This window comes from Actinomyces bowdenii, assembly GCF_017592395.1.
GTDB lineage: Bacteria > Actinomycetota > Actinomycetes > Actinomycetales > Actinomycetaceae > Actinomyces > Actinomyces bowdenii.
In genome coordinates, this window is the sequence record NZ_JAGFOU010000008.1 from 1 (window position 1) to 24,140 (window position 24,140).

Genomic DNA, 24,140 nt, shown 5'->3' on the forward strand with positions numbered 1-24,140 from the left:
GGTTCTTGGGCATCGTGGGACACTCCTAGTGATTCTTGGTCGAACAGCTGGGCTCCCACGATGCCCACCCCAGCCACCCTCGCCGGCCAGGCCCGCAGGAATTGCCACCACACTACGAGACGCACCCGCCGCCGCGCACCGTCCGCCTCCCGGTGGTCCCCTTCCGGCTCTGAGCCCGGCACGACGACGGAGGGCCGGGGCACTGCGGCGTGGTATGGGGGGCAGCGGCGAGCTCGCGGATGGTATGGGCTGTCACAGGGCCGTCGGGCCCACCCAACTCACGCATGAAAATGACGCCGTTCCAGCCTGAGCCGTGTACGTCAGCGGTGGATAAGTGCGGCAAGCTCCTCCCTGTCCACAGCCGGCCCCTGCAGGGGGCGACATCCCCGGCCGCCCGCCGCACACTCCGGTCATGACTCCCGCGACGCACTACCCCATGTCACCCAGACTCCGCGTCCGTCTCGTCAGGCGCGGCAGCGGCGGCCCCGCCCTCTCTCGGCGCACGAACGAGCTGCCGATCATGCGCGGCTACTCCCTGGTGACGAATCCTGACCTCGCCCCATGGGAGCAGCGCACCGCGGTCTCTCTGGCGCGTGCCATTGCAGCACTGCAGCGGGCCCCGGCGGCCCGGTGCCTGACCCACACCTCTGCGGCCCTCGTCCTCGGGCTGGGGATGTGGGCCCAGGAGCCCGATGTCCACCTCGCCACGGCGTGCCGTCCCCGCCGCACCGCCACGCGCCTGCCCGCCGTCCACTACCCCCGCACAGGCCCGCCCACCCCGGTGCCGGGCGGGCCGCGCGCGGGGGCGAAGGTGGTCCACCTGCGCCGTCGTCGCCTGGACCTGCCCGGCGAGGACATCATCGAGGTGGCAGGCCTGCCGGTGACCACTGCGCTGCGCACCGCCTTCGACTGCGCCTGCGACGAGCCCGCCCACAACGCCCTGTGCATCGCCGACTCCGCCCTGCGCCTGGTCTGCGATCCCTGCACCTGGCGTCCCGGCCAGTGCGAGGCGCCCTTGGCGCAGGCCCGCGCAGCCTGGCAGCGGATGATCGAGGCGGGCGCCGGCAGGCATGGCATCCGGCAGGCCCGGGCCGTCCTGGCTGCTGCCAGCCCGTGGTCGGACTCGCCCGCCGAGAGCCTGGTGCGGTGGCTCGTGCTGGCCCTGGGCCTGCCGGCGCCCGAGCTCCAGCACCCCGTGGAGGGCCGCCGCGGCACCAGGTACCTGGACCTGAGCTGGCCCGGCCTGCGGATCGTGCTGGAGGTTGATGGCCGCATGAAGTACCAGGCGCCGCAGGACATCTACGACGAGAAGCTCCGCCAGGACGACATCCACTCCCAGGGCTGGACCATGCTGCGCATCCCCACCGAGGACCTGCGCGACCTGCGCGCCCTGGCCGGCCGCATCCTGGCCCTCTTCCCCGCCCCGGTCCTGGCCGGGCTGCGCCCCGACCCCCTCCTGCGCGGCACGGGTCTGTGGGGCTCGCACTCCGAGGGGCCGGTCCTGCTGTGAGCCCTGAGCCGCGGGAGGGTTGGTCCCGGCTCGGCCCGGTGCTCGGACCGTGGCGGACCTGAATACCCGCCTGGGCCTGGTCGGTCCCGCGCCGGCCCGGCGCTCGGATCCGCTCGGCTCGCATCGCCCGGGTTGCGCGGGTCGGTCCCGGGTCAGGGCCGGCACCCGGGCCGCGCCGGCCCATCGACCGGCCCTGCGCTGATCCCGACGGCGGCCGCCTCCCGGTCCCGCTCCTGACGACGGCGGTGGCGGTGCTGCGGCCGTGCTGTGGCGGGGGCGGGGTGAGCGCGTCGTCGGGGTGAGCGCGTCGTCGGGGCGTGGTGCTGGGCGCCGATTAGGCGTCACTTGGCGACTTGGACGTCACTTGGCGGAATGGACGTACCTTGTAGGTGTCGTCTGAGTCGCGAAGTGACGCGCTTGTCGCGAAGTGACGCCCTTCTTGCCCCCGGGAGCCCGGGGGCGCCAGGGCGCTCTGCGCGGGGTGCGGCCTGCTGGAGGGGCGTGGGGCGGGGCAGTATGCGCGACTGTGGTGGGAATCGCAAGAAGCGGGTGCTGCTGGGCATGGTCACCTGTGGAGCGGGCGTGTACGCTAGCGCTTTGCGTCCATTGTGTGTACTAGCGCCAGTGGTGTGTCCAAGCCCGGGGTCCAGCCGCCCCCGGTGAGGCGCCCGCCGGGGCCGGTGCCCAGTGTACGAAGAGTGATCCCCGATCTGAGGGAAGGATCCCCTTTGGCTGCCTCGCGCACCTCTGCACCTACCGCCGCTGACATCGCCGCTCGCACAGCGTCACGTCGTATCAATTTTGCGAAGATCGCGGAGCCCATGCAGGCTCCCAACCTCCTCGCCCTCCAGACCGAGAGCTTCGACTGGCTCGTCGGCAACGAGAAGTGGCGGGAGCGTGTCACCGCCGCCAACAGGGAGCGCCCCGGCTCGCTGCCGGAGACCTCGGGCCTGGAGGAGATCTTCGACGAGATCTCCCCGATCGAGGACTTCGCGGAGACGATGGCCCTGTCCTTCCACGACCACCGCTTCGAGGAGCCGAAGTACACGGTCGAGGAGTGCCAGGAGAAGGACCTGACCTACGCGGCCCCCCTGTACGTGGTGGCCGACTTCGAGAACTTCTCCACCGGCGAGATCAAGTCCCAGACCGTGTTCATGGGCGACTTCCCGCTCATGACCGAGCGCGGCACCTTCATCGTCAACGGCTCGGAGCGCGTCGTGGTCTCCCAGCTGGTGCGCTCCCCGGGCGTGTACTTCGAGCGGGCCACCGAGAAGACCACGGACAAGTTCGTCTACAACGTCAAGTTCATCCCCTCTCGCGGCGCCTGGCTCGAGTTCGAGATCGACAAGTCCGACCGCGTCTCGGTGCGCATCGACCGCAAGCGCAAGCAGGACGTCACCGTCTTCCTCCTGGCCCTGGGCATGGATGAGGCCGAGATCCGCAAGGAGTTCGAGGGCTACCCGGCGCTGACCTCCGCCCTGGACGAGGACCGCAAGGTCACCACCCAGGACGAGGCCCTGCTGGACATCTACAAGAAGATCCGCCCCGGCGAGCCGCCCAGCGTGGAGGCCGGCCGCACCCTGCTGGAGAACTTCTACTTCAACCCCAAGCGCTACGACCTGGCCAAGGTCGGCCGCTACAAGATCAACAAGAAGCTGGGCCTGGCCACCGACCTGGCCGACTCGGTGCTGCGCATCGAGGACATCGTCGCGGCCCTGAAGTACCTCCTGGCCCTGCACGCCGGCGCCGAGGGCGTCGAGGGCGTGCGCGACGGCGAGATCACCCAGATCCCCGTGGAGTACGACGACATCGATCACCTGGGCAACCGCCGCATCCGCGCGGTGGGCGAGCTCATCCAGGCCCAGGTGCGCACGGGCATGAGCCGCATGGAGCGCCAGGTGCGCGAGCGCATGACCACCCAGGATGTTGAGGCCATCACCCCCAACACGCTCATCAACATCCGCCCGGTGACCGCGGCGATCAAGGAGTTCTTCGGAACCTCCCAGCTCTCGCAGTTCATGGACCAGAACAACCCGCTGGCGGGCCTGACCCACAAGCGCCGCCTGAGCGCCCTGGGCCCCGGCGGCCTGTCGCGCGAGCGCGCCTCCATGGAGGTCCGCGACGTCCACACCTCCCACTACGGGCGCATGTGCCCCATCGAGTCCCCCGAGGGCCCCAACATCGGCCTCATCGGCTCGCTGGCCACCTTCGGGCGCATCAACCCCTTCGGCTTCGTCGAGACCCCCTACCGGGTGGTCAAGGACGGCAGGGTCACCGATGAGACCCACTACCTGACGGCCGACGACGAGGACCGCCACGTCATCGCCCAGGCCAACGTCACCCTCACCGAGGACGGCCGCTTCGCCGAGGACCACGTCCTGTGCCGCGTCACCGGCGGCGAGCCCGCGCTGGTGCCCTCCAGCCAGGTCGACCTCATGGATGTCTCCCCGCGCCAGATGGTCTCGGTGGGCACCTCGCTCATCCCCTTCCTGGAGCACGATGACGCCAACCGCGCCCTCATGGGCGCCAACATGCAGCGCCAGGCCGTGCCGCTCATCCGCCCCGACGCCCCCCTGGTGGGCACGGGCATGGAGCGCCGCACGGCCGTGGACGCCGGGGACGTGCTGGTGGCCGAGAAGGCCGGTGTGGTCACCGAGGTGTGCGCCGACTTCGTGCGCGTGGCCAACGACGACGCCACCGAGACCGTCTACAAGGTCGCCAAGTTCCGCCGCTCCAACCAGGGCAACTGCTACAACCAGCGCGTGGTCTCCACCGAGGGCGAGCGCGTGGAGGTGGGCAGCGTCCTGGCCGACGGCCCGGCCACCGAGGGCGGGGACCTGGCCCTGGGCCAGAACCTGCTCGTGGCCTTCATGACCTGGGAGGGCCTGAACTACGAGGACGCCATCATCATCTCCCAGAGGGTGGTGGCCGAGGACATGCTCACCTCGATCCACATCGAGGAGCACGAGGTCGACGCCCGCGACACCAAGCTGGGCGCCGAGGAGATCACCCGCGACATCCCCAATGTCAGCGAGGAGACCCTGGCCAACCTCGATGAGCGCGGCATCATCCGCATCGGCGCCGAGGTGCGCAGCGGCGACATCCTCGTGGGCAAGGTGACCCCCAAGGGCGAGACCGAGCTGACCAGCGAGGAGCGCCTGCTGCGCGCGATCTTCGGGGAGAAGGCCCGCGAGGTGCGCGACACCTCCCTGCGCGTGCCCCACGGCGAGTACGGCATCGTCACCGGTGTGCGCGAGATCGACGCCGCCTCCGACGACGCCGAGCTGCCCGCGGGCGTCAACCGCATGGTGCGCGTCTACATCGCCCAGCGGCGCAAGATCACGGTGGGCGACAAGCTCTCGGGCCGCCACGGCAACAAGGGCGTCATCTCCAAGATCCTGCCGGTGGAGGACATGCCCTTCCTGGCCGACGGCACGCCCGTGGACGTCATCCTCAACCCCCTGGGCGTGCCCAGCCGCATGAACGTCGGCCAGGTCCTGGAGCTGCACCTGGGCTGGGTGGCCTCCCGCGGCTGGGACGCCAGCGCCGCCCGCGAGGCCGGCGAGGAGTGGACCCTGCGCCTGCCGGAGAACGGCATCACCGCCGAGCCCCGCACCCCCGTGGCCACCCCGGTCTTCGACGGCGTGCGCGACGACGAGCTCATGGGCCTGCTGGACTCCACCCTGCCCGGGGAGGACGGCCTGCAGCTCGTCCAGCCCGACGGCAAGGCGCGCCTGTTCGACGGCCGCTCCGGCGAGCCCTTCCCGTACCCCATCTCGGTGGGCTACATGTACATCCTCAAGCTCCACCACCTGGTGGACGACAAGATCCACGCCCGCTCCACCGGCCCCTACTCGATGATCACCCAGCAGCCCCTGGGCGGCAAGGCGCAGTTCGGCGGCCAGCGCTTCGGCGAGATGGAGGTGTGGGCCATGGAGGCCTACGGCGCCGCCCACGCCCTCCAGGAGCTGCTCACCGTCAAGTCCGATGACGTCAACGGCCGTGTCAAGGTCTACGAGGCCATCGTCAAGGGCGATGACATCCCCGAGCCCGGCATCCCCGAGTCCTTCAAGGTGCTCATGAAGGAGATGCAGTCCCTGTGCCTGAATGTGGAGGCGCTGGACGCCGAGGGGCACGCGATCGGCCTGGACGACAACGACGAGGACTCCCACCGCGCCGTCGAGGAGCTCGGCTTCGACCTGGGCCGGCGCCCGGGCGGGGCCACTGTCTCGACCGTCGATGAGATCTGAGCCGGTCGTGACCAGCCCCGACAACTCCATCACGGGTCCCGGTTGAGGATCGGGGGCGGCGCAGGCACCGGGCCTGCCGGCAGCACCGCCCGCGCCGCCCCCCATCCTCCCGGACCACCGGGCACCGTCGTCGTCCTGGAACAACGACGGCGGAGCGCCCCCACCACACCACCTGATGACTGAACCATCGGAAGTAGGAACTGTGCTCGACGCCAACGTCTTCGACAGGATCCAGCTCGGCCTCGCCACCGCGGAGGACATCCGCTCCTGGTCGCACGGCGAGGTCAAGAAGCCCGAGACCATCAACTACCGCACCCTCAAGCCGGAGAAGGACGGGCTCTTCTGCGAGAAGATCTTCGGCCCCACCCGCGACTGGGAGTGCGCCTGCGGCAAGTACAAGCGGGTGCGCTACAAGGGCATCGTCTGCGAGCGCTGCGGGGTGGAGGTCACCCGCTCCAAGGTGCGCCGCGAGCGCATGGCCCACATCAAGCTGGCCGCGCCCGTGACCCACATCTGGTACTTCAAGGGCGTGCCCTCGCGCCTGGGCTACCTGCTCAACCTGGCGCCCAAGGACCTGGAGAAGGTCATCTACTTCGCGGCCTACATGGTCACCGAGGTCGATGAGGAGGGCCGCCACGACGACCTGCCCTCCCTGCGCAACGAGCTGGAGGTCAAGAAGAAGCACGTCGAGGAGGCCGGGCTGGCCGATGTCGAGGCCCGCCAGCAGCGGCTGGAGTCCGACCTGGCCCAGCTGGAGGCCGAGGGCGCGGACGCCTCCCAGCGCGAGAAGCTGCGCAAGACCGCCGAGCGGGAGATGACGGCCCTGCGCCGCAAGACCCAGCGCACCCTGGAGCACATGGACAAGGTGTGGGACCGCTTCGTGTCCCTCAAGGTCGGTGACCTCGAGGGCGACGAGGTGCTCTACCGCGACATGGTCGCCGACTACGGCATCTACTTCAAGGGCGCCATGGGCGCCGAGGCCATCCAGGCGCGCCTGCGCAACTTCGACCTGGAGGCCGAGGCGGCCTCCCTGGCCGAGATCGTGGACACCGGCACCGGCCAGCGCAAGACCCGCGCCATCAAGCGCCTCAAGGTGGTCAACGCCTTCCGCCTGACGGGCACCGCCCCGGAGTCGATGGTCCTGGACAGCATCCCGGTCATCCCCCCGGACCTGCGTCCCATGGTCCAGCTCGACGGCGGCCGCTTCGCCACCTCCGACCTCAACGACCTCTACCGCCGCGTCATCAACCGCAACAACCGCCTCAAGCGGCTGATGGACCTGGGCGCGCCGACGATCATCGTCAACAACGAGAAGCGCATGCTCCAGGACGCCGTGGACGCCCTGTTCGACAACGGCCGCCGCGGCCGCCCGGTCACCGGCGTGGGCAACCGGCCGCTGAAGTCCCTGTCCGACATGCTCAAGGGCAAGCAGGGCCGCTTCCGCCAGAACCTCCTGGGCAAGCGCGTGGACTACTCGGGCCGCTCGGTCATCGTGGTGGGCCCCCAGCTGGCCCTCCACCAGTGCGGGCTGCCCAGCCAGATGGCCCTGGAGCTGTTCAAGCCCTTCGTCATGAAGCGCCTGGTCGAGCTCAAGGAGGCCCAGAACGTCAAGGCCGCCAAGCGGATGGTGGAGCGCGCCAACCCCAAGGTCTGGGACGTCCTGGCCGAGGTCATCCGCGAGCACCCCGTGCTGCTCAACCGCGCCCCCACCCTGCACCGCCTGGGCATCCAGGCCTTCGAGCCCCAGCTCATCGAGGGCAAGGCCATCCAGCTCCACCCGCTGGTGTGCGGCGCCTTCAACGCCGACTTCGACGGCGACCAGATGGCGGTCCACCTGCCCCTGGGCGCCGAGGCGGCCGCGGAGGCCCGCATCCTCATGCTGTCCTCCAACAACATCCTCAAGCCCTCCGACGGTCGCCCCGTGACCATGCCCAGCCAGGACATGATCATCGGCACCTACTACCTCACCAGTGAGCCGGACCCGGCCGTGGAGGTGGAGAAGGACGACAGGGGCGAGCCGATCGTGCCCTCCTTCTCCTCCTTCGCCGAGGCCGTCATGGCCCACGACTTCGGCAAGCTGCACGTCAACGCCGCCTGCGACATCCGCTTCGAGGAGGGCATCGTGGCGCCCGAGGGCTGGCAGGCCCCCGAGGGCCACCAGGAGGGCGACCCGATCACCCTGCGCACCTCCCTGGGCCGGGCGCTGTTCAACACCGCCCTGCCCGAGTCCTTCCCCTACGTCAACTACGTGGTGGACAAGAAGGCCCTGGGCAACATCGTCAACGCCCTGGCGGAGAACTACCCGCGCGTGGACGTGGCCGCCTCCCTGGACGCCCTCAAGGCCGCCGGGTTCTACTGGTCGACCTGGTCGGGCATCACCGTGGCCTTCGCCGACGTCGTCTCCCCGGCCTCCAAGCCGGAGATCCTGGCCCGCTACGAGGCCGAGGCCGCCGAGATCGAGGACCAGTTCGAGCTGGGCGCCCTGACCGAGGAGGACCGCTACGCCTCCCTCATCGACATCTGGACCAAGGCCACCGCCGAGGTCGCCGACGCGATGCGGGAGAACTTCCCCGAGCGCAACACCGTCTACCAGATGGTGGTCTCGGGGGCGCGAGGCAACTGGGACCAGATCCGCCAGCTCGCCGGCATGCGCGGCCTGGTGGCCGACCCCCGCCAGCGCCTCATCGACCGGCCGATCAAGTCCAACTACCGCGAGGGCCTGAGCGTCCTGGAGTACTTCATCGCCACGCACGGCGCCCGCAAGGGCCTGGCCGACACGGCCCTGCGCACCGCCGACTCGGGGTACCTCACCCGGCGCCTGGTGGACGTCTCCCAGGACGTCATCGTGCGCGAGGAGGACTGCGGGACCCGCAAGGGCCTGACCAAGCGGATCTTCTCCTGGGTGGAGGCCGGTGGCGAGCGCTTCAAGGAGCCCAGCGAGATCCTGGGCACCACCGTCTTCGGCACCACCCTGGCCCGCAACATCGTCGATGAGAGCGGCGAGGTCATCGTCGAGGCCGGCACCGACCTGGGGGACGCGGAGATCCACGCCGCCATCGAGGCCGGGGTCGAGGAGATCACGGTGCGCTCCGTGCTCACCTGCGACTCGGAGGTGGGCACCTGCGCCGCCTGCTACGGCCGCTCCCTGGCCACCGGCAAGCGCGTGGACATCGGCGAGGCCGTGGGCATCATCGCCGCCCAGTCCATCGGCGAGCCCGGCACCCAGCTGACCATGCGCACCTTCCACACCGGTGGTGCCGCGGGCGCCGCCGACATCACCCAGGGCCTTCCCCGCGTCCAGGAGCTCTTCGAGGCCCGCACCCCCAAGGGCGAGGCCGCCGTGGCCGAGGCCGCCGGGACCCTGGCCATCGAGGACGACGCCGACGGCAAGCGCCTGGTCATCAAGCGCGACGACGGCGAGGAGGACGTGGTGGTGCCCGTCTCGCGCCGCCAGCGCCTGCTGGTGGCCGACGGCGACCACGTGGAGCCGGGCCAGGCCCTCACCGAGGGCCCGGTGGACCCCAAGAAGGTCCTGCGCCTGCGCTCGGTGGCCGCCACCCAGCGCCACCTGGTGGAGGAGGTCCAGGAGGTCTACCGCTCCCAGGGCGTGGACATCCACTCCAAGCACATCGAGGTGATCGTGCGCCAGATGCTGCGCCGCGTCACCGTGCTGGACTCCGGGGACACCCGCCTGCTCCAGGGCGACCTGGTCGACGTCATGCACTACCGCAAGGAGAACCGCCGGGTCATGGCCGAGGGCGGCAAGACCGCCACGGGCCGCACCGAGCTCATGGGCATCACCAAGGCCTCCCTGGCCACGGACTCCTGGCTGAGCGCCGCCTCCTTCCAGGAGACCACCCGCGTGCTCACCGAGGCCGCCATGAACGGCAAGAGCGACCCGCTGCTGGGCCTGAAGGAGAATGTCATCCTGGGCAAGCTCATCCCCGCCGGCACGGGCCTGGCCCGCTACGCCGACATCGAGGTCGAGCCCACCGAGGAGGTCAAGGCCGAGGTGTTCTCGCGCACGGGCTTCAACGAGGGCGCCTTCGGCGAGGCGGTGGCGCTGGACGACTTCCACTTCGGCGGCGGCGACCTGCGCGCGGATTTCTCCGAGGATCTGCGCCCCGGCTTCACCGGCAGCGAGGACTTCGAGTTCTGAGCCGCTGAGGCCGGCCCGCCCGGTATCGCATCCGCGTGGCTCTGGCGGCCGCCTCACGGGCGGCCGCCAGAGCCACGCTCATGTCTGCGCAGGTGAGGCTGTTTCTTTGGCAGGCAGCGCGGATCATTGCTAGCCTCATCTCAAGATCGCGATGCCCGACACATCTATTAATAGAACTAATCAGTGCGCTGCTCTGAGCGCATCGAAATGAGTGACAGTGAGCGAGATCCCCGAAGCTGCTGAAGCACGCAATCCCGGCACTCCGCCCGAGCGCCTGGGCGACCTGGCGGATGCCTTTCCCGAGTTGCACCGCCTCATCGTGGTCAACCCCGCCTGCCCGCCGGATCTGCGCTCCTGGATCCTGGAGGAGGTCAAGGACCCCATGGCGCGGCGGGCCTGGCAGGCGCACCAGAAGGCGCAGGCCGGGGAGGCCACCACCACGCAGATGCCCGCGGTCGGCTCGGCGCCCACAGCCCCCATGCCTGCGCTCGGCCGCCAGGGGGCACCGCCAGCCGGCGTGCCCAGAGCCGGCGCCCCGTATGCGGCCCAGGCAGCACCGCGCAGGAGGAGCAGCGGCTGCCTCGTCGCCTCCGTCCTGACTGCGGGGGTCCTGGTCCTGGCCGGCTCATGCACCGCCTACGTCGCCTCCCAGCTCTCAGGCGGTTCCGGTGGCTCCTCGGCCTCCAGCTCGCAGGAGGCCCAGGCCGATCCCGCCCCGGTCGACGCCATCAGCGCCGATCTCATCCAATCGCCCTCGCTGAACATCTCCTGCGAGATCGGGACCGACTCGGTCTCCTGCTCGATCGCCGAGCGCTACTACGCCGAGAACGGGCAGGAGGACTGCGACGCCTCCCTGTTCTCACTGACCACCACGGAGTCCACCGCCCTGGCCTGTGGCGAGGAGTTCATCGGTGTCGAGGGGCAGCAGGTCCACACCCTGGAGTACGGCACGTCCGCCGCCAACGACACCTACGCCTGCAGTTCCGAGGAGACCGGCATGACCTGCTGGAACCAGTGGACGGGCCACGGCTTCACCCTCAACCGCACTTCCTACGAGACCTTCTGAGAGAGGCTGGCTGACATGGCGGGACGCCCTCAGCCCGAGCGCTGGCGCATGAGCCGGGGCGCCGGCGCGCCTCCGGTCGGGAGCCCGTCTCTGTCCCCAGGCGCCCTGCCCCTGCTGGATGAGCCCTCGCATCCGCTGGCGGCACCGGGCGCCGCACTCTCCAGGCGGCCGGGAGCAGGCGGGACTGGCGGCGTGGGACTACCGAGCCTTGAGGAGGCCACCGGGAGACCCTCCCCACAGGCCCGCGCACAGCGGTCCGCTCCGGTCTCCCCGGGGGAGCCAACCGGCCCGGCAGGCCCCCGGGACGCCCGCCCAGGGGCATCGGCCCCCTCGGCGGGGCCATCGGTGGTGCGCGCAGCCGTCAGAGCCCCGGCGCAGCGGCGCCGCACCCGCGCCCAGCCCGCGGGCATGATCCTGACGGTACTGGCAGTCCTGCTCCTGGGGTGGGGCACCCACGCGCTGCTGACCTCCGTCCATATCGTCGCCCACCTGCTCAGCGGTGCCCCGCTGTTCAGCCGGGCTGCCGCGATGGTGATCGCGGGGGGAGCCCTGACGGCGCTGTGCGCCGTCATCTGCTCGGTCATCGCCGTCGTGCGGGCCCGGCCTCGGGCCGTGGCGGCGTCTCTCCTCGTGGGCAGCCTCATCCTGCCCGCCGGTGCGGCGGTCACGGGACTGTCCCTGGGGGCTGCAGCCCTCAAGGCGCAGACTCTCGCGGAGGCCTCCGCTGCGGCAGGGCGGATCGATCCCGCCGCGGTCGAGGCGCTGCTCACGCGGGCCCAGGGCCTGGGCATCGAGGTGCCGTGGAGCGAAGAGCTCCTGGACATCCTGCGGCAGGCCGAGCAGAGCCTGCCGGACCCGGAGCGCACTGAGCAGGAGGCGGGCTGATGACAGACGCCCTGTGCCAACACCCTCGACCGCAGGAGGCACCGTAACGATGACGCCGTCCTTCCCCACCATTCCCCAGGCCGGCGCCTGGGACCATTCCCCGCCCGCTGAGCCGGGCCCGCAGCCCGGCGCCCCGGCCGAGCAGGCCGCCGCGACCGCCTCCTCAGCGCCAGGCCTGGGAGCCCCCGGTTCCGCACGCTCCGCAGAGGGAGCCCCTAGCGTGCGGATCCACACCATCAAGGCGCCGGTGGGAATGCTGTACGCCGCCATGGGGGCGGCGGTGCTGGCAATCGTCCTGGCGGCGGCCTCGGAGGTGCTCGCCGTGGCCATCAGCAGCTGGGCGCTGGCAGGGATCCTGGGCATGGGGGCGGCGACGGCCTTCGTCGTGCGCGACGCGGCGCGCCAGACCGACCCCTGGTACCTGCACACCCCGCGCACCCGGCTCCTCTACCGGGCCACCGTCGTGGTCTGCCTCCTGGCCGTCATCGCCGCGTCCGTGCGCATCGCCCTCATCGTGGGAAGGATGTGAGGCGGCGATGAGTCCCTCGACCCTCTTCACGGTCGGCTCTCTGAGCCACCGTCGCCTGAGGCCCCTGGTGCTGGGCCTGGTGCTCCTGGCGGCCATGGCCTGTATGCTCTTCGGCCTGCTCCCCGCCCATGCGGCCGGCTCCGCCGCCCTCCCGGCACCGGGGAGACCCCCAGCACCGGGCTCAGCCGCCCGTGCGGCTCCAGCCGCGCCCGCGCCGGCCGCGGCCCCCGGCGCCGTGGAGGACTTCGGCTCATGCATGGCGGGGAAGGGCGGCGGGGCCCTGGTCATCCTCATGGACCAGTCCGGCTCCCTGCGCAGCACCGATCCCCAGGACTCCCGCGTGCAGGCCGGCCATTACCTGGCCCAGCGCCTGGCCGCCTTCGCCGACAGCTCCGGCATCGAGTTGAGCATCCGCGTGGCCGGCTTCGCCGCCGACTACCAGGGCGCCGGGCAGTGGACGGCGCTGGGCGATGACACGCTCCCCGCCGTTGAGCAGCAGATCACCTCCGTGGGGCAGAGCCTGACCGACTACGACACGGACTACTGGAACGCCCTGGAGGGTGCCCGTCAGGACCTGGTGGACCATGACACCTCGGGCTGCCGCGCCGTGGCCTGGCTGTCTGACGGCGCCCACGACCTGGATGTGCGCGACTCCTCCCAGGCCCGGGAGAGGCACGGGGAGCGCAAGGTCTATGCGCCCGAGGCCTCACTGGCCCAGGAGTCCGGTGTCGAGCAGGCTGAGGCCGCCGGTATCCAGGACCTGTGCCGCCCTACCGGGATGGTCGACCAGCTGCGCTCCTCGGGTGTCAGGCTGCTGGGCATCGGCCTGAGCGACGGATCGACGGATTTCAGCTTCATGCAGCGGATCACCACTGGCGGGGGGACGGCCCCCTCCGGCTCGGGGATGGAGCCCTGCGGGGACCTGGCCTCCCCGCCGGGCGCCTTCTACCCGGTCAGCGATATCGACTCCCTGCTGCTGGCCTTCGACTCCATCTCCACCCCGGGAACCACTGTCACCGGGCGCAGCGTCAGCATCTGCCAGGGCTCGGTGTGCGCCGAGGGGGAGACGAGTTTCGTGCTCGACCGCTCCCTGAGCACCGTCCACCTCCTGGCATCCTCCCAGGTCGAGGGCCTGGAGGCGCACCTCTACCCCCCGGGGGGCCAGGCCCCGATCGTCATGGCCTCCACGGGGACCGGCGCGCGCAGCGAGGCGGGGGTCGCCTACGAGTGGCTGACCCCCCGCACCCTCCAGGCCGATCTGGATGCCAAGGCCATCAGCTCCTGGGACGGCCAGTGGCGCCTGGTCCTGGTCGACACCGCCTCGACCTCCTCGGGCGAGGAGGCGCGCGTCAACCTGCACCTGTCCTCGCCCCTGACCCTGAGCTGGAAGGATCTGGGCAGTGCCAGCCTGCGCCAGGGCGAGGCGGTGACCGGCGTCGACCTCTCGGTGACCGATGGCGCCGGCGGGCAGGAGGTCCCCTCGGACCGCCTCACCGGGTCCCTGGCCATGTCCGCGGTCCTGACCGATGCCAAGGGCACCGACCATGTGCTGCTGGAGACCAGCGACCCGGCCGTTCTGAGGGATGCCCAGGACATCACCATCCCGCAGGACGCCGCCCTGGGCAGCGCGACCCTGACCACGAGCCTGACCGTGACCACGGCCCCCGCCACCGGGGCCGATGGCCAGCAGGTCCAGGGCACCACGCTGTCACCCACCGTGTCCTCCGCGCCGGTGACCATCTCCCCGCCCACCGATTACCCGGGACTGGGCGCCTCGGTGGACTTCGGCCGGATGGAGGGGAGCACGAGGGCGCAGGCGGAGCTGGAGGTCACCGGTCCGGGATGCGTCTGGCTGGAGGACGGCGCCCAGCAGCTGACCGGAGCCCCGGCCGCAGCGGGGAGCATCACCGTCTCGGCGAAGGCCTCCTCCTCTCAGGACTGCGTGCAGGTCCCCGAGGGCCGGAGCGCCACCCTGCCACTGACGCTGAGCACCCAGGACCACGCCAATGGCGCGGTGAGCGGAACCCTCTCGGTCTCCGTGGCGCCTGACGGTGAGCCGCAGCGCGCCCAGACCATCGAGGTGCCCTTCAGCGCCGAGATGCGCCGCCCCCTGGACGCGGCCACCGCCTGGACGGCCTTCATCATCGCCCTGGTGGCGGGCATCACGCTTCCTGTGGGGCTGCTCTACCTGTTCAAGTACCTGTCCGCCCGGATCCCGGCCGGCCCGCTCATCAGTGCCACCGCCGCCGTGACGCTGCCCCAGGACGGCTCGCATCCCACCATCGATCTGCCCTCCCAGCGACTGAAGATGCGCTCGGTGCCCCGGGGCAGCCGGGAGGTGGCCATCGGCCCCTACCGCCTTCGCGCCCGTATGGGGGCCCTGCCCACCGATATGCCGCGGGTCGAGCTGGCCGCGCCCGGGGCGGTCTCGGTCAGCGGGGCGACGCCGGGCTCGCGCGATGGCCGCGCCGTGCTGCCCCTGAGCCTGCGCGGCAACTGGGTGGCGGTGCTGGACCGCCCCGACTCGCCCCGGGAGGCCACCCTCATCATCATGGCCGCCTCCATGGAAGACGCCGTTGTCGCCCGGATCGTCGACGACGCGCGCCAGCGCCTGGCCGCGCGCGTGTCCAGCGTGGCCCAGACGGGTGGGGACTCCCCCCGGGGGCCCTCCTCGGGCGGAGCTGAGCCCGCCACCGCCGGCGCGGCCCTGGGCAGCGCCGTCTGCGATCCGGGAGGGAGCCTGCCCCCACTGGGCCAGCAGCCCGCCGGCGCCGGGGCGACCGCGTTCACCGGCGCGGATGCGAGCTGGGCGGGCCCGCAGGCGGAGCAGGCCCCGCATGCGCTTCCGGAGCTCGATGAGCCCTGGGACCCGCTCTCGGGCGCGTCGGCAGCTGTCCCGGATGACGGCTCAGGCGGTGGCCCGGCGGATGGGGGCGCAGCAGACCGGGACGATCCTCCCGCGGCCCTCCCCCTGCTGTGAGGGCGGCCGGCGTCGCCAGTGCCCCCAGGCGCTGACCCGAGGTGCAGCCATGCACCGGCAGATAGTATGACCACGAGCTCTGGCTGGATCGCTGAGGCCAGGACAAACGCGGAAAGGAACCGCACGGACCATGTACAAGGTTCTCGTCATCGGATGCGGCGGATCAGGTGCCAAGACGCTGTCCTACATGATGGACCAGCTCCACGCCGATCTCGCCGTCCACGGGATCGATGAGATCCCGGGATGCTGGCAGTTCCTCGTCGTCGACACCCCCCTTCAGGAGGAGCAGGGCGAGCAGGTCGCCTCGGTCAGCCGCCAGGGCGGTGCCTATGTGGCCTGCGGTGTGGCCAACGGCGAGTACCGCGTGGTCGATGAGGGTCTGACCCACAGCGTTCAGCGCGACGGCAGCCAGGGCCTGCGCCAGCTGGCCACCTGGATGCCTCGCCGCCCCCGGGACGTGGCCTTCCCGGTGACGGTCGGGGCGGGCCAGTTCCGCGGTATCGGGCGACTCCTGGTCCTGACCCGGGTCTCGGAGATCTCCCGGGGCGTTCAGGGCGCCCTGGCGCGCATGAGCGGCCCCCGCGCCCAGGAGGAGGCCGAGCGGGTCGCGCGGTCGGTGCCCGGCGCCGGCCCCGCGCCGGAGAGCACCGCACCGCCCCTGGTCCTGGTGGTCTCCTCCATGGCCGGGGGATCGGGGGCCTCCATGACCCTGGATGTGTGCCGGCTCGTGGCCGGGGTGCGCTCCGCCCCCGCCATCGACCCTCAGCTCATCTCCGTGTTCCTCTACACCGCCGAGGCCTTCGGGTCGGTGCCCGCCCATATGCGCTCGGGCATGCCGGGCAACACCCTGGCCATGCTCGGTGAGATCGTGGCGGCGCAGGCCAGCCCTGATGGCACCGCCGCCGACCTGGACGCCTCCCTCTACTCCAGCCTGGGCCTGTCCAACCGGGCCGGGAGGGCCTTCAAGCGCGTCACCCCCATCGGGCTGCGCTCCGGCGGCTCGGGAGCCGTATTCGGGGACGGCACCACCGAGGGCCTGTTCCGCGGAATGGGACGCGGCCTGGCCCGCTACATCTCCTCCTCGGCCTTCGACGACTACGTGTCCTACGACATCGCCAACCAGGTCTCCATCCCCGGTCGGGACCTGGTGGCCTGGGGCGTGGATCCCACCGACACCGCCTGGGGCTCCTTCGGCTACGCCTCCTTGAGCACCGGCCGCGACCGCTACGCCGAGTACGCCGCCCAGCGCATCGCCCGCCGGGTCGTGGACCACAGCCTGGACGGCTTCCGCCTGGCGGGCGACACCACCGGAGACACCCAGCGCCTGGCCGACCTGTGGGGGCACCGCCGTACCCAGGAGCTGGAGGCCCTGGGCCTGCCGGTGGACCCGGGCTCCTACGTCCTGGCGGGGGAGGGGGCCGTGGACCAGGCCACGATCGACTGGTTCCTCAGCGCCCAGGCCTCTGCCGTGGTCAACAAGGAGGTCCTGGCGGCCCGGGCCGGCGAGGCGGTCTCCGCCATCATGGCCCAGCGCCCCCAGGCCCAGGGGATGCCGGTGGTCGAGTGGGGCGAGGGAATGGCCCGCTGGCTGGAGGGCTCCAAAGAGCCCGCGCTGCTCAGCGAGCTCGAGCGCACCAGCGCCGAGCTCGCCCTCAGCCGCCTGGAGGAGATGGCCGAGCGCCTGGTGTCCACCACCCGCAGGGCCATCGCCGAGCTGGGGCTGCCCTACGCCCTCTACCTGCTGGACCAACTGCGCCAGCCCGGCGGCATCCTGGAGTCGCTGGTGCCGCGGGTCGCCGCCATCGAGCAGCTGGGGCCAGCCCATCCGCTGGCCCTGCCCGACGACCTGACCCAGCAGATGCGCGGCATGGGCAAGGCCACCCTGGGCAGTGCGGGAACCGAGCAGCTGGTGGAGCGGATGCACAGCAGCCTGAAGCAGTCCACCTTCCACTGGCTGGCGGCCCGCACGGCCGCCCACGTGGCGGGCGCGCTGCGGGACATGGCCTCCTCCGCGGTCAGGCCGCTGGAGGACGCCCTCGATGACGCTCGCAAGGTCCTGGTGGATGCGCGCGCGGTCCACAGCGCCCAGACGGGCGTCGCTGACGTCGCCACGGAGATCTATGGGGCCTGGCCCCAGGAGCCCCAGCCCGGCCAGACCGGGGCCGCCAGCGTCCCCCAGCGCTTCGCCACTGCCCACAACGAGGTCGTGCTCATGGGCGTCCAGGACTACCCCGCGCGCTTCGAGGAGCACATCACCCACGCCTCCAGCGCCCGCAGCGACGTCCACCAGGCCTATGCCCGCGTCGTGCGCGAGGTCCTGGTGGGCAGTTGGGAGCAGGGCGCGGGGGAGCGGCCCCCCGAGGATCTGCTGCGGGTGAGCACCGCCTGGGTGCCCGCAGCCCTGCACAGCGCTACCGGCAGCGCCCTGCCCACGCCCGCCCGCTACGAGCTGCGCCTGAAGCCCAGCCAGATCCTGGGGCGCGCCCGCGCCTATGTGGCCAGGCGGGGGGAGTCTTTCGAGACCTTCTCCAGCCAGTCCCTGCGCAGCTACTTGACCGACGACACCGTGGGCGATCATGAGCGCCACGCCCGCAGCGAGGCGGTGCTCACCGGCCTCAAGCGGACCCTGGAGATGGCCCGCCCCCTGGCGGAGATCAGCGAGGAGGCCTACCGGGTGCTGCACAACGGGGAGCGCCCGGCCCTGGCCTACACCTTCTCCCCGATCCCCCTGCGCAACCAGGAGGTGGTGGGTCGCTTCCTGGACTACCTCGACCAGGAGGAGACCATCGACCGCGATCTGGTGCGCGACCGGGTGGACAAGGCCCTGGGGGACGAGGACGTGTCCCGTGTGGACGTCTTCGGCTCCTATCCCCGTACCCTGCCGGTGGCCTACTCGGGGCTGTTGAAGTCCGTGGCGGAGGCCTGGGACCGGGCCCGTGGCTCCTCGGGGGCCCGGGACTCCTTCTGGCGCCACCGCCGTGCTCGTCCCCTTCCGGGGGGCCTGCCCATCGGGGACGCCGAGCGCCGTGCCCTGGTGCGCGGCTGGTGGACCGCCACCCTGGCCGGGGGCATCGAGCGAGCCCCCTGGGGCGCTTCCTCCGATACCCAGCCGGTGCGCATCTGGGACCCCGCCGAGGGGGAGTGGGTGGCCTTCCCCGCCCCGATGCTCACCCCGCCCTCGCGGATGATCACCGCCAATGCCTGGCTGCCCGCGGTGCTGGAGTCCATCCTCCTGGCCTATCTGAGGGTGGGGTCCCAGGGCCTGGAGGCCTTCAGGCCCTGGCGGGTGCTGCGCCACTGGGCGGATGACTCCTCCGACGAGCCGCAGGTGTCCTTCGGGGTGACCAGCCCCGTGGAGCGCACCATCGGCGAGTTGCTCAGCCGCGGCCGCCTTGAGGGCCTGACCCCCGTGGCGGGCCTGGCCGAGGCCGGTGACCCCGAGTCCCGCCGCACCGCCATGCTGGCCTATTGCGATCTGGTCCTGGGAGACCTGGAGCAGAACTACCTGCCGGGCCCGGGCAAGGCTGACGCTCCCGGCCACTTCACCAACTACCGCAAGCGCACACTGGTGGAGACCACGCCCCTGACCATCGATCTGGCCCAGGAGATGCACGATGAGCTGCGCGGCGTGCGCGAGACCATCGCCTCCGCCCAGCCCACGATCGCATCGGGCGAGTTCGGCTCCAGCCTCAGCGGCGGAATCGAGTACTGACATGCCCCAGTCCCACGAGCCCCGCCCTCATACAGGCACGGCCGCCTCCACCGGCTCTCCCATCGAGACCCGCAGCGTGTCCCGCGGTGCCTCGCAGGACGGCCCCGGCAGCGGATCGCCCTCGGGCACGACGGCCAGCATCCTCATCGCCCCGGCAAGTCAGCGGCCGGTCCTCTCTGCCCTGGTGGACCTGTCGGCCTGTGGGCTGCTGTCCCCCTTCGCCTGGATCGAGGCCGGCGCTGAGCCGCAGTCCGGCCATGACCGCTACGACCCCGCCCTGGTGGCAGTGGAGGAGGGCCGCATCGCCGCCTCCTCCTTCTCCCGCGTGGTCAACCGCTACGGTCTGAGGACGGTGCGCCTGGTCGTTGTCGTGCCCGCGGGCCACCGGTCCCAGGACGCGCTGAGCGCCACCGCCGAGCAGTTCTACCAGTTGCTGGGACTGCCCGATGGGGTGGGCCGGGAATCCGTGCGCGTCGTCGTGCCCTACTCCGATGACCCGCTTCCGGTGGACCTGGGGCGCATCGGCTGGCATGAGGTCATGCTCTCGCCGGAATCCACCGCCGACCCCGCCCACAGCGCCATCCCCTGGTGGACGCGCCCCGAGTCCATCCCCGGGGCGGCGGCCGTAGGCCTGGCCGTCCAGTCCGGCATCTACGGCTTCGTGGGCGCCGCGCCCCATGACGCCCGCCACGAGGAGAACTCCTACGACCTCGGTGTGGCCCGGGTCTTCGCCCGCACCATGGATGCGCGTGGGGTCGAGGAGGAGCTGCGCGGCCAGGTCACCCGAGTGGACCAGCGCTACCCCCAGCCCACCAGGGCTGACACCGGCGTGCTCATCCCGCCCGTCCCCGACCCTCGAGCCCGGGTCGAGGCGACTGCCAAGGCCTGGGAGGCGCGCCACCTGCCCTCCCTGCGACGCCCCGCGGTGCCCCTGCCCCAGGGGCCCGAGGAGCGCAGCCTCGGCCTGTGGGAGGTCCTGGGCCTGTTCCTGTCCTTCCTGGGCAAGGCCCTTATCGGCGCTCCCGGGGAGTGGCTGCGGGGCCGGATCCGGGCTGCCAAGGCCTCCATCGCCGCGGGGGTGGCCAGCACGGTCTTCGGCCAGGACTCCCCGGTGCGGGTGGTGGTGGGAGGCGTGGACTCCCTGGGGCGCACCATTGCCTGGAAGGAGCTGACGCAGGCCGCCAGGAGCGCCAGCGCGAGCCTGCCCGAGGACTTCCCCCGCAGTGAGCAGCCGGCGCGACGCGACTTCGGCGCCCTGTGGCAGGACCTCGTCTCGGGATCCATCGCCCTGCTGGATGGATCGTCCTGCGCGAATCTGGGCATCAGTGCTTACGAGGGCTACCTGCCCGATCGCCGGTCCGTGGCCCCCGGTGCCGGGCAGGAGGCGGCCATGGTCATCACCGAGCCCCTGGGGGCCGTGCCGGCAGGAACGGTCCTGCACGCCTGGGACCAGTTGGAGATCGAGCGGGTTAGCGCCGAACTGCGCCGCGTCTCCCAGTCCCGGGAGCCCAGCGCCCAGGCCGCCGCCCGCCAGCTGGGCGGTCTCGAGCAGTGGCGCGCCCTCCACGGCCAGCAGCTCCTGCCCCGCCTGGGCATGGCACTGGCCCGCTGCTTCTCCTCCACCCGCCAGGACATCGCCGCCCTGGCCGCCGAGCTCCAGGAGCTGGATTCCGAGGAACCCGGACAGGAGCTCGACCAGCGCCAGCGGCGCCTGGCCCGCCTCATGCGGATCATGCTGGGTGCCCTGGCGGTGGTCCTGGTGGTGCTGGTGGGGCTATGGGCCCTGGGCCGTATGGGCTGGACGGGCCTGCTGGCCCTGGGCCTGGGCGCGCTCATCGTCTGGCTGGTGGCCGCCCTGCTCACCTTCATCTCCCAGCAGCGCGAGGTCTTCCGCATCCTGTTCAGGATCCAGGCCCGCGATGAGCGGGTTCCCGTGCTCAGCGCCAATCTTCGCATGGCGGTGGAGGACCTGGCGGCCCAGGGGGAGGCCTACGCCCAGTTCGCCCAGTGGACCACCATCGTCTCGGCCTTCCTCGCCGATCCGCTCGGCGAGCGCAGTGCCGAGCCGAGCGCGGAGCCGGGCGCTGCCTGCCTGCCCGATGCCGCCCAGAGGGTTGCGGTCACCGCCGACCCCCAGCACCTGGCCGACACCGCCGCCCAGTTGCGCACCCGGGCCTTCACCGTCGGCTGGCTCACCCATGCCTGGGATGCCATGCGTCAGAGCGTCGGCCTGGACCTGGACCCCGAGCAGCGCAATCGCCTGGCCACCCGCCAGCTCACCCTGACCGCTGAATCCGGTGAGCCGGGCTCAGCGCTGAGCAACTGGGCCCAGGGGCTGGCGTCCAAGGGGGTGCGCTCCCAGGAGGGCGCGCGCATCTGGCAGCGCTGTCTGGACTCCCTGGCCTCCGATGAGGGGCCCCGCCTGCGCCTGGAGGCCCTGGCTCCCGCGGGCCGCAGGCCTCTGGCCGACTACCGCCAGGACCTCATGGGCACAGGCTCCCACCCGGTGGTCCTCGACACGCTGGGTCCCCTGGCCCGCTCCGGCCCGGCCTGCCTGACCGCCGGCTCACGCGCCTGGTTGCGCTCCCGGCGCGAGGGCCTCTCCGAGACGATGGTCCTAGTGGAGTCCACCGATCCCATCGCCCCGGAGGACTTCATCTACCCCGCTCCCCAGGAGCAGGTCGCCTCGGCCCTGGAGACCATGGACTACTTCACGCCCGCCTCCCATCAGCCGGCAGGCGGAGGGGCCCAGGGCTCGAACGACGCCCGGCCCGGGCCGGGCCACCTGTCCGGCGGCGCACTGCCGCCCCTGGAGTACTGAGCCTCAGCACCCCCGAACCGCATCTCACATCCCCGATCCGAGGAGCCCCGATGGCCATCAGCTTCCCCGACTTCACCCAGGCGATGGACCAGTGGTTGCGCACCAGCGCGCCGCCGCAGGCCAAGGACCATCTGCGGGCCTCGACCTGGAAGCGGATCATGCGCACCGGCCGGGACGTCGAGGGGGGAACCGTCTTCGACGCCTCGCAGATCGTCGACCGGGTCTTCAACGGTCGTGACGATCTGGCCATGAGCGTGGCCGTGCCGGTGACCCTCATGCTCAACGAGCGCTTCGGCCCGCCCCACAGCGACCAGGAGCCGCAGGAGCCACCGCCCGCCGGTCGGGGCGATGACGAGCAGCCTGAGCCCGAGGCGGCGCCCGGACCGGCTCCCCAGCCCGGGGAAGGGCACCAGGAGCAGGGCCCCGCGCCCTCCCGGCCGCAGGAGGAGGACTGGATCTTCCCCACCTACGACTACTCCCGCCCTGACCTGGACAACCCGGAGGATGGCGCGGCTGTCCCGGTCACCGTCGATGTCATCGACGGCTCCTTGCGCTATGCGTGGCCCGATGCCAAGGAACAGGAGGTCTACCGCGTCGTCGTGTCCGATACGGAAGAGCCCTACGGGCCCGAGGACTTCGAGCAGGTCGCCGTCACCCGGGACCTGAGCGCCCTTGACACCACGCCCTGGACCACTGCGGTGCGCTTCGTCACTGTCTGGGGCTATGTCAGCCCACCGGGGGGTGGCAGGTTCCTGGGCCAGTGCCGGCGCGTGGCCAGCACGGTGGTGGTCCATCCCCTGGCCGACTGGGAGCTGGTCTTCGATGCCGAGTCCGGTGCGGTCAACGGCTCCTGGACTCCACCGGTGGCCCCGCCGGGGGCCACCGTCCAGGTGCGAACCGCGAGGCTGCCCCTGGATCAGCCGGTGGGGCGCTTCCTGCGCGGCAGCGCCTGGCGGGGCCACGAGATCCCCAATAACGGGGCGGGATTCCAGGACACCGGGCTCACCGGAGGCAAGCAGCACAACTATGTGGCCGCCGTCGAGGTGGAGGTGGCGGGGCAGACGTGGACCTCAATGCCGGTGCGCCGCCACATCACCCCCGAGGTGGCCCGGGAGCGCATCGCTGACCTGGCCATCACCGAGGAGGAGACCGGCGCTCAGAGCCTGACCGTTACCTGGACCCAGTTCCCGCAGTCCACAGTGTCGATCTACCGCACGAACCGCCCGGTGGCCCCGGAGGCCGCCGCCCGGGGCACGGTTCCCGCAGCGAGCCTGTCCGATGCCGGCCTGCTGCCGGAGGCGCGCGTCTCCGCGGCGGCGGGTATCGGCCCTGCGCCCGAGCCCGGGCGCCAGTTGCGCACTCTGTCCAGGGTTCCCTGGCCTGCGGGTCACGAATGGGACACCATTCACCTGACCCCGGTGACCGAGCACGACGACGGCCAGGTCACCATTGGCCAGCCCCTGAGGCGCAAACGGGCCGGAGGCATTGAAAACGCCACCCTGACCCGGCGCCTGAGCTGGGATCTGGTGACCTTCACCTGGCCCGGCGACGCCACCACCGTGGAGCTGCGCCTCACGGGCCCCGACGGCGATGTCGAGGCCTCGGGCCAGCCGTTGCTCACCATCTCCAAGGAGGAGTACCGCAGTGCCGGGGGCTGTGTCATCCAGGAGGGCCTGCCGGCTCGGGGCGGGCGCCTCCACCTGAACTCGATCACCTACATGGCCGGGGCCCAGATCGCCTCGGCGCCGACGGCCGTGGAGGTGCCCTGCCTGTGGCGCTACGCCTACACCCTGCGGTGGCCCGGCGACCTCAAGGTGGGGGGCGGCTTCTTCCGGCAGGCGGCAGCCAGGTTGGGGCAGACCCTGGTGGAGATCACCGTCGAGGCGCGTCAGGGGGCGCCCACCCAGGCCCAGGCCATCGGGATGGCCCTGGTGCACAACCCCGATCACCTGCCACTGAGTGTCGATGACGGCCAGCGCGTGGGCCTGTTCCTGGAGCGCCCGACCAAGGAGGCCTCCCAGGAGCCGGTCACCAGTGTGCTCGTGCCGCCCGAGGGCCAGCCCCGCACTCTGTGGTTCGACCACCGGTCCCTGCCTGCCGGCTACTTCCGACTCCTCATCGACTCCCTGCCGGCCTCGGCGGTGGACCAGGACCATGAGCAGCTGTCCCTGGAGCACTACGCCATGATCGATCCCGACCTGGGGCTCCTGCACAAGGCGCGGTGAGGG

The 24,140-nt window shown here is 71.5% G+C and carries 10 protein-coding genes; all 10 read left to right on the forward strand.

Features of this window, described 5'->3' with window-relative positions; genetic code table 11:
- Nucleotides 1-520 precede the first annotated feature (520 nt).
- The 10 genes from J5X07_RS04870 to J5X07_RS04915 all read left to right on the forward strand — a co-directional run bounded on the left by J5X07_RS04870 (nucleotide 521) and on the right by J5X07_RS04915 (nucleotide 24,137).
- Entirely contained in the window at nucleotides 521-1,510 is a 990-nt protein-coding gene (locus tag J5X07_RS04870) for a PDDEXK family nuclease (protein WP_208478875.1), read from the forward strand.
- Nucleotides 1,511-2,238: 728 nt separating this feature from the next.
- Nucleotides 2,239-5,760 (forward strand): DNA-directed RNA polymerase subunit beta, encoded by a 3,522-nt coding sequence (gene rpoB, locus J5X07_RS04875; RefSeq protein ID WP_124932668.1) that lies wholly within the window; start codon nucleotides 2,239-2,241, stop codon nucleotides 5,758-5,760.
- Between the two features lie 202 nt (nucleotides 5,761-5,962).
- Complete coding sequence (locus tag J5X07_RS04880; RefSeq protein ID WP_208478905.1) at nucleotides 5,963-9,919, forward strand: DNA-directed RNA polymerase subunit beta'; 3,957 nt, start codon at nucleotides 5,963-5,965, stop codon at nucleotides 9,917-9,919.
- A gap of 217 nt (nucleotides 9,920-10,136) precedes the next feature.
- Complete coding sequence (locus J5X07_RS04885) at nucleotides 10,137-10,985, forward strand: variant leucine-rich repeat-containing protein (RefSeq protein WP_124932666.1); 849 nt, start codon at nucleotides 10,137-10,139, stop codon at nucleotides 10,983-10,985.
- 408 nt (nucleotides 10,986-11,393) lie between these two features.
- The gene (locus J5X07_RS04890) at nucleotides 11,394-11,870 is read left to right on the forward strand and encodes a hypothetical protein (RefSeq protein WP_124932665.1); all 477 of its coding nucleotides are present in this window, start codon (nucleotides 11,394-11,396) and stop codon (nucleotides 11,868-11,870) included.
- 220 nt (nucleotides 11,871-12,090) lie between these two features.
- Nucleotides 12,091-12,399 (forward strand): hypothetical protein, encoded by a 309-nt coding sequence (locus J5X07_RS04895; protein WP_124932664.1) that lies wholly within the window; start codon nucleotides 12,091-12,093, stop codon nucleotides 12,397-12,399.
- Nucleotides 12,400-12,406: 7 nt separating this feature from the next.
- Nucleotides 12,407-15,379: a VWA domain-containing protein gene (locus tag J5X07_RS04900; protein WP_208478876.1), complete on the forward strand. Its 2,973-nt coding sequence runs from the start codon at nucleotides 12,407-12,409 to the stop codon at nucleotides 15,377-15,379.
- A gap of 130 nt (nucleotides 15,380-15,509) precedes the next feature.
- Nucleotides 15,510-19,091, forward strand: a complete 3,582-nt coding sequence (locus J5X07_RS04905) for a tubulin-like doman-containing protein (RefSeq protein WP_124932662.1) — start codon at nucleotides 15,510-15,512, stop codon at nucleotides 19,089-19,091.
- A gap of 1 nt (nucleotide 19,092) precedes the next feature.
- Nucleotides 19,093-21,912 carry a hypothetical protein gene (locus tag J5X07_RS04910; RefSeq protein WP_208478877.1) on the forward strand — a complete coding sequence of 940 codons (2,820 nt, stop codon included), beginning with the start codon at nucleotides 19,093-19,095 and terminating at the stop codon, nucleotides 21,910-21,912.
- Between the two features lie 50 nt (nucleotides 21,913-21,962).
- Nucleotides 21,963-24,137: a SaeA-related protein gene (locus J5X07_RS04915; RefSeq protein ID WP_208478878.1), complete on the forward strand. Its 2,175-nt coding sequence runs from the start codon at nucleotides 21,963-21,965 to the stop codon at nucleotides 24,135-24,137.
- Nucleotides 24,138-24,140: the final 3 nt, after the last annotated feature.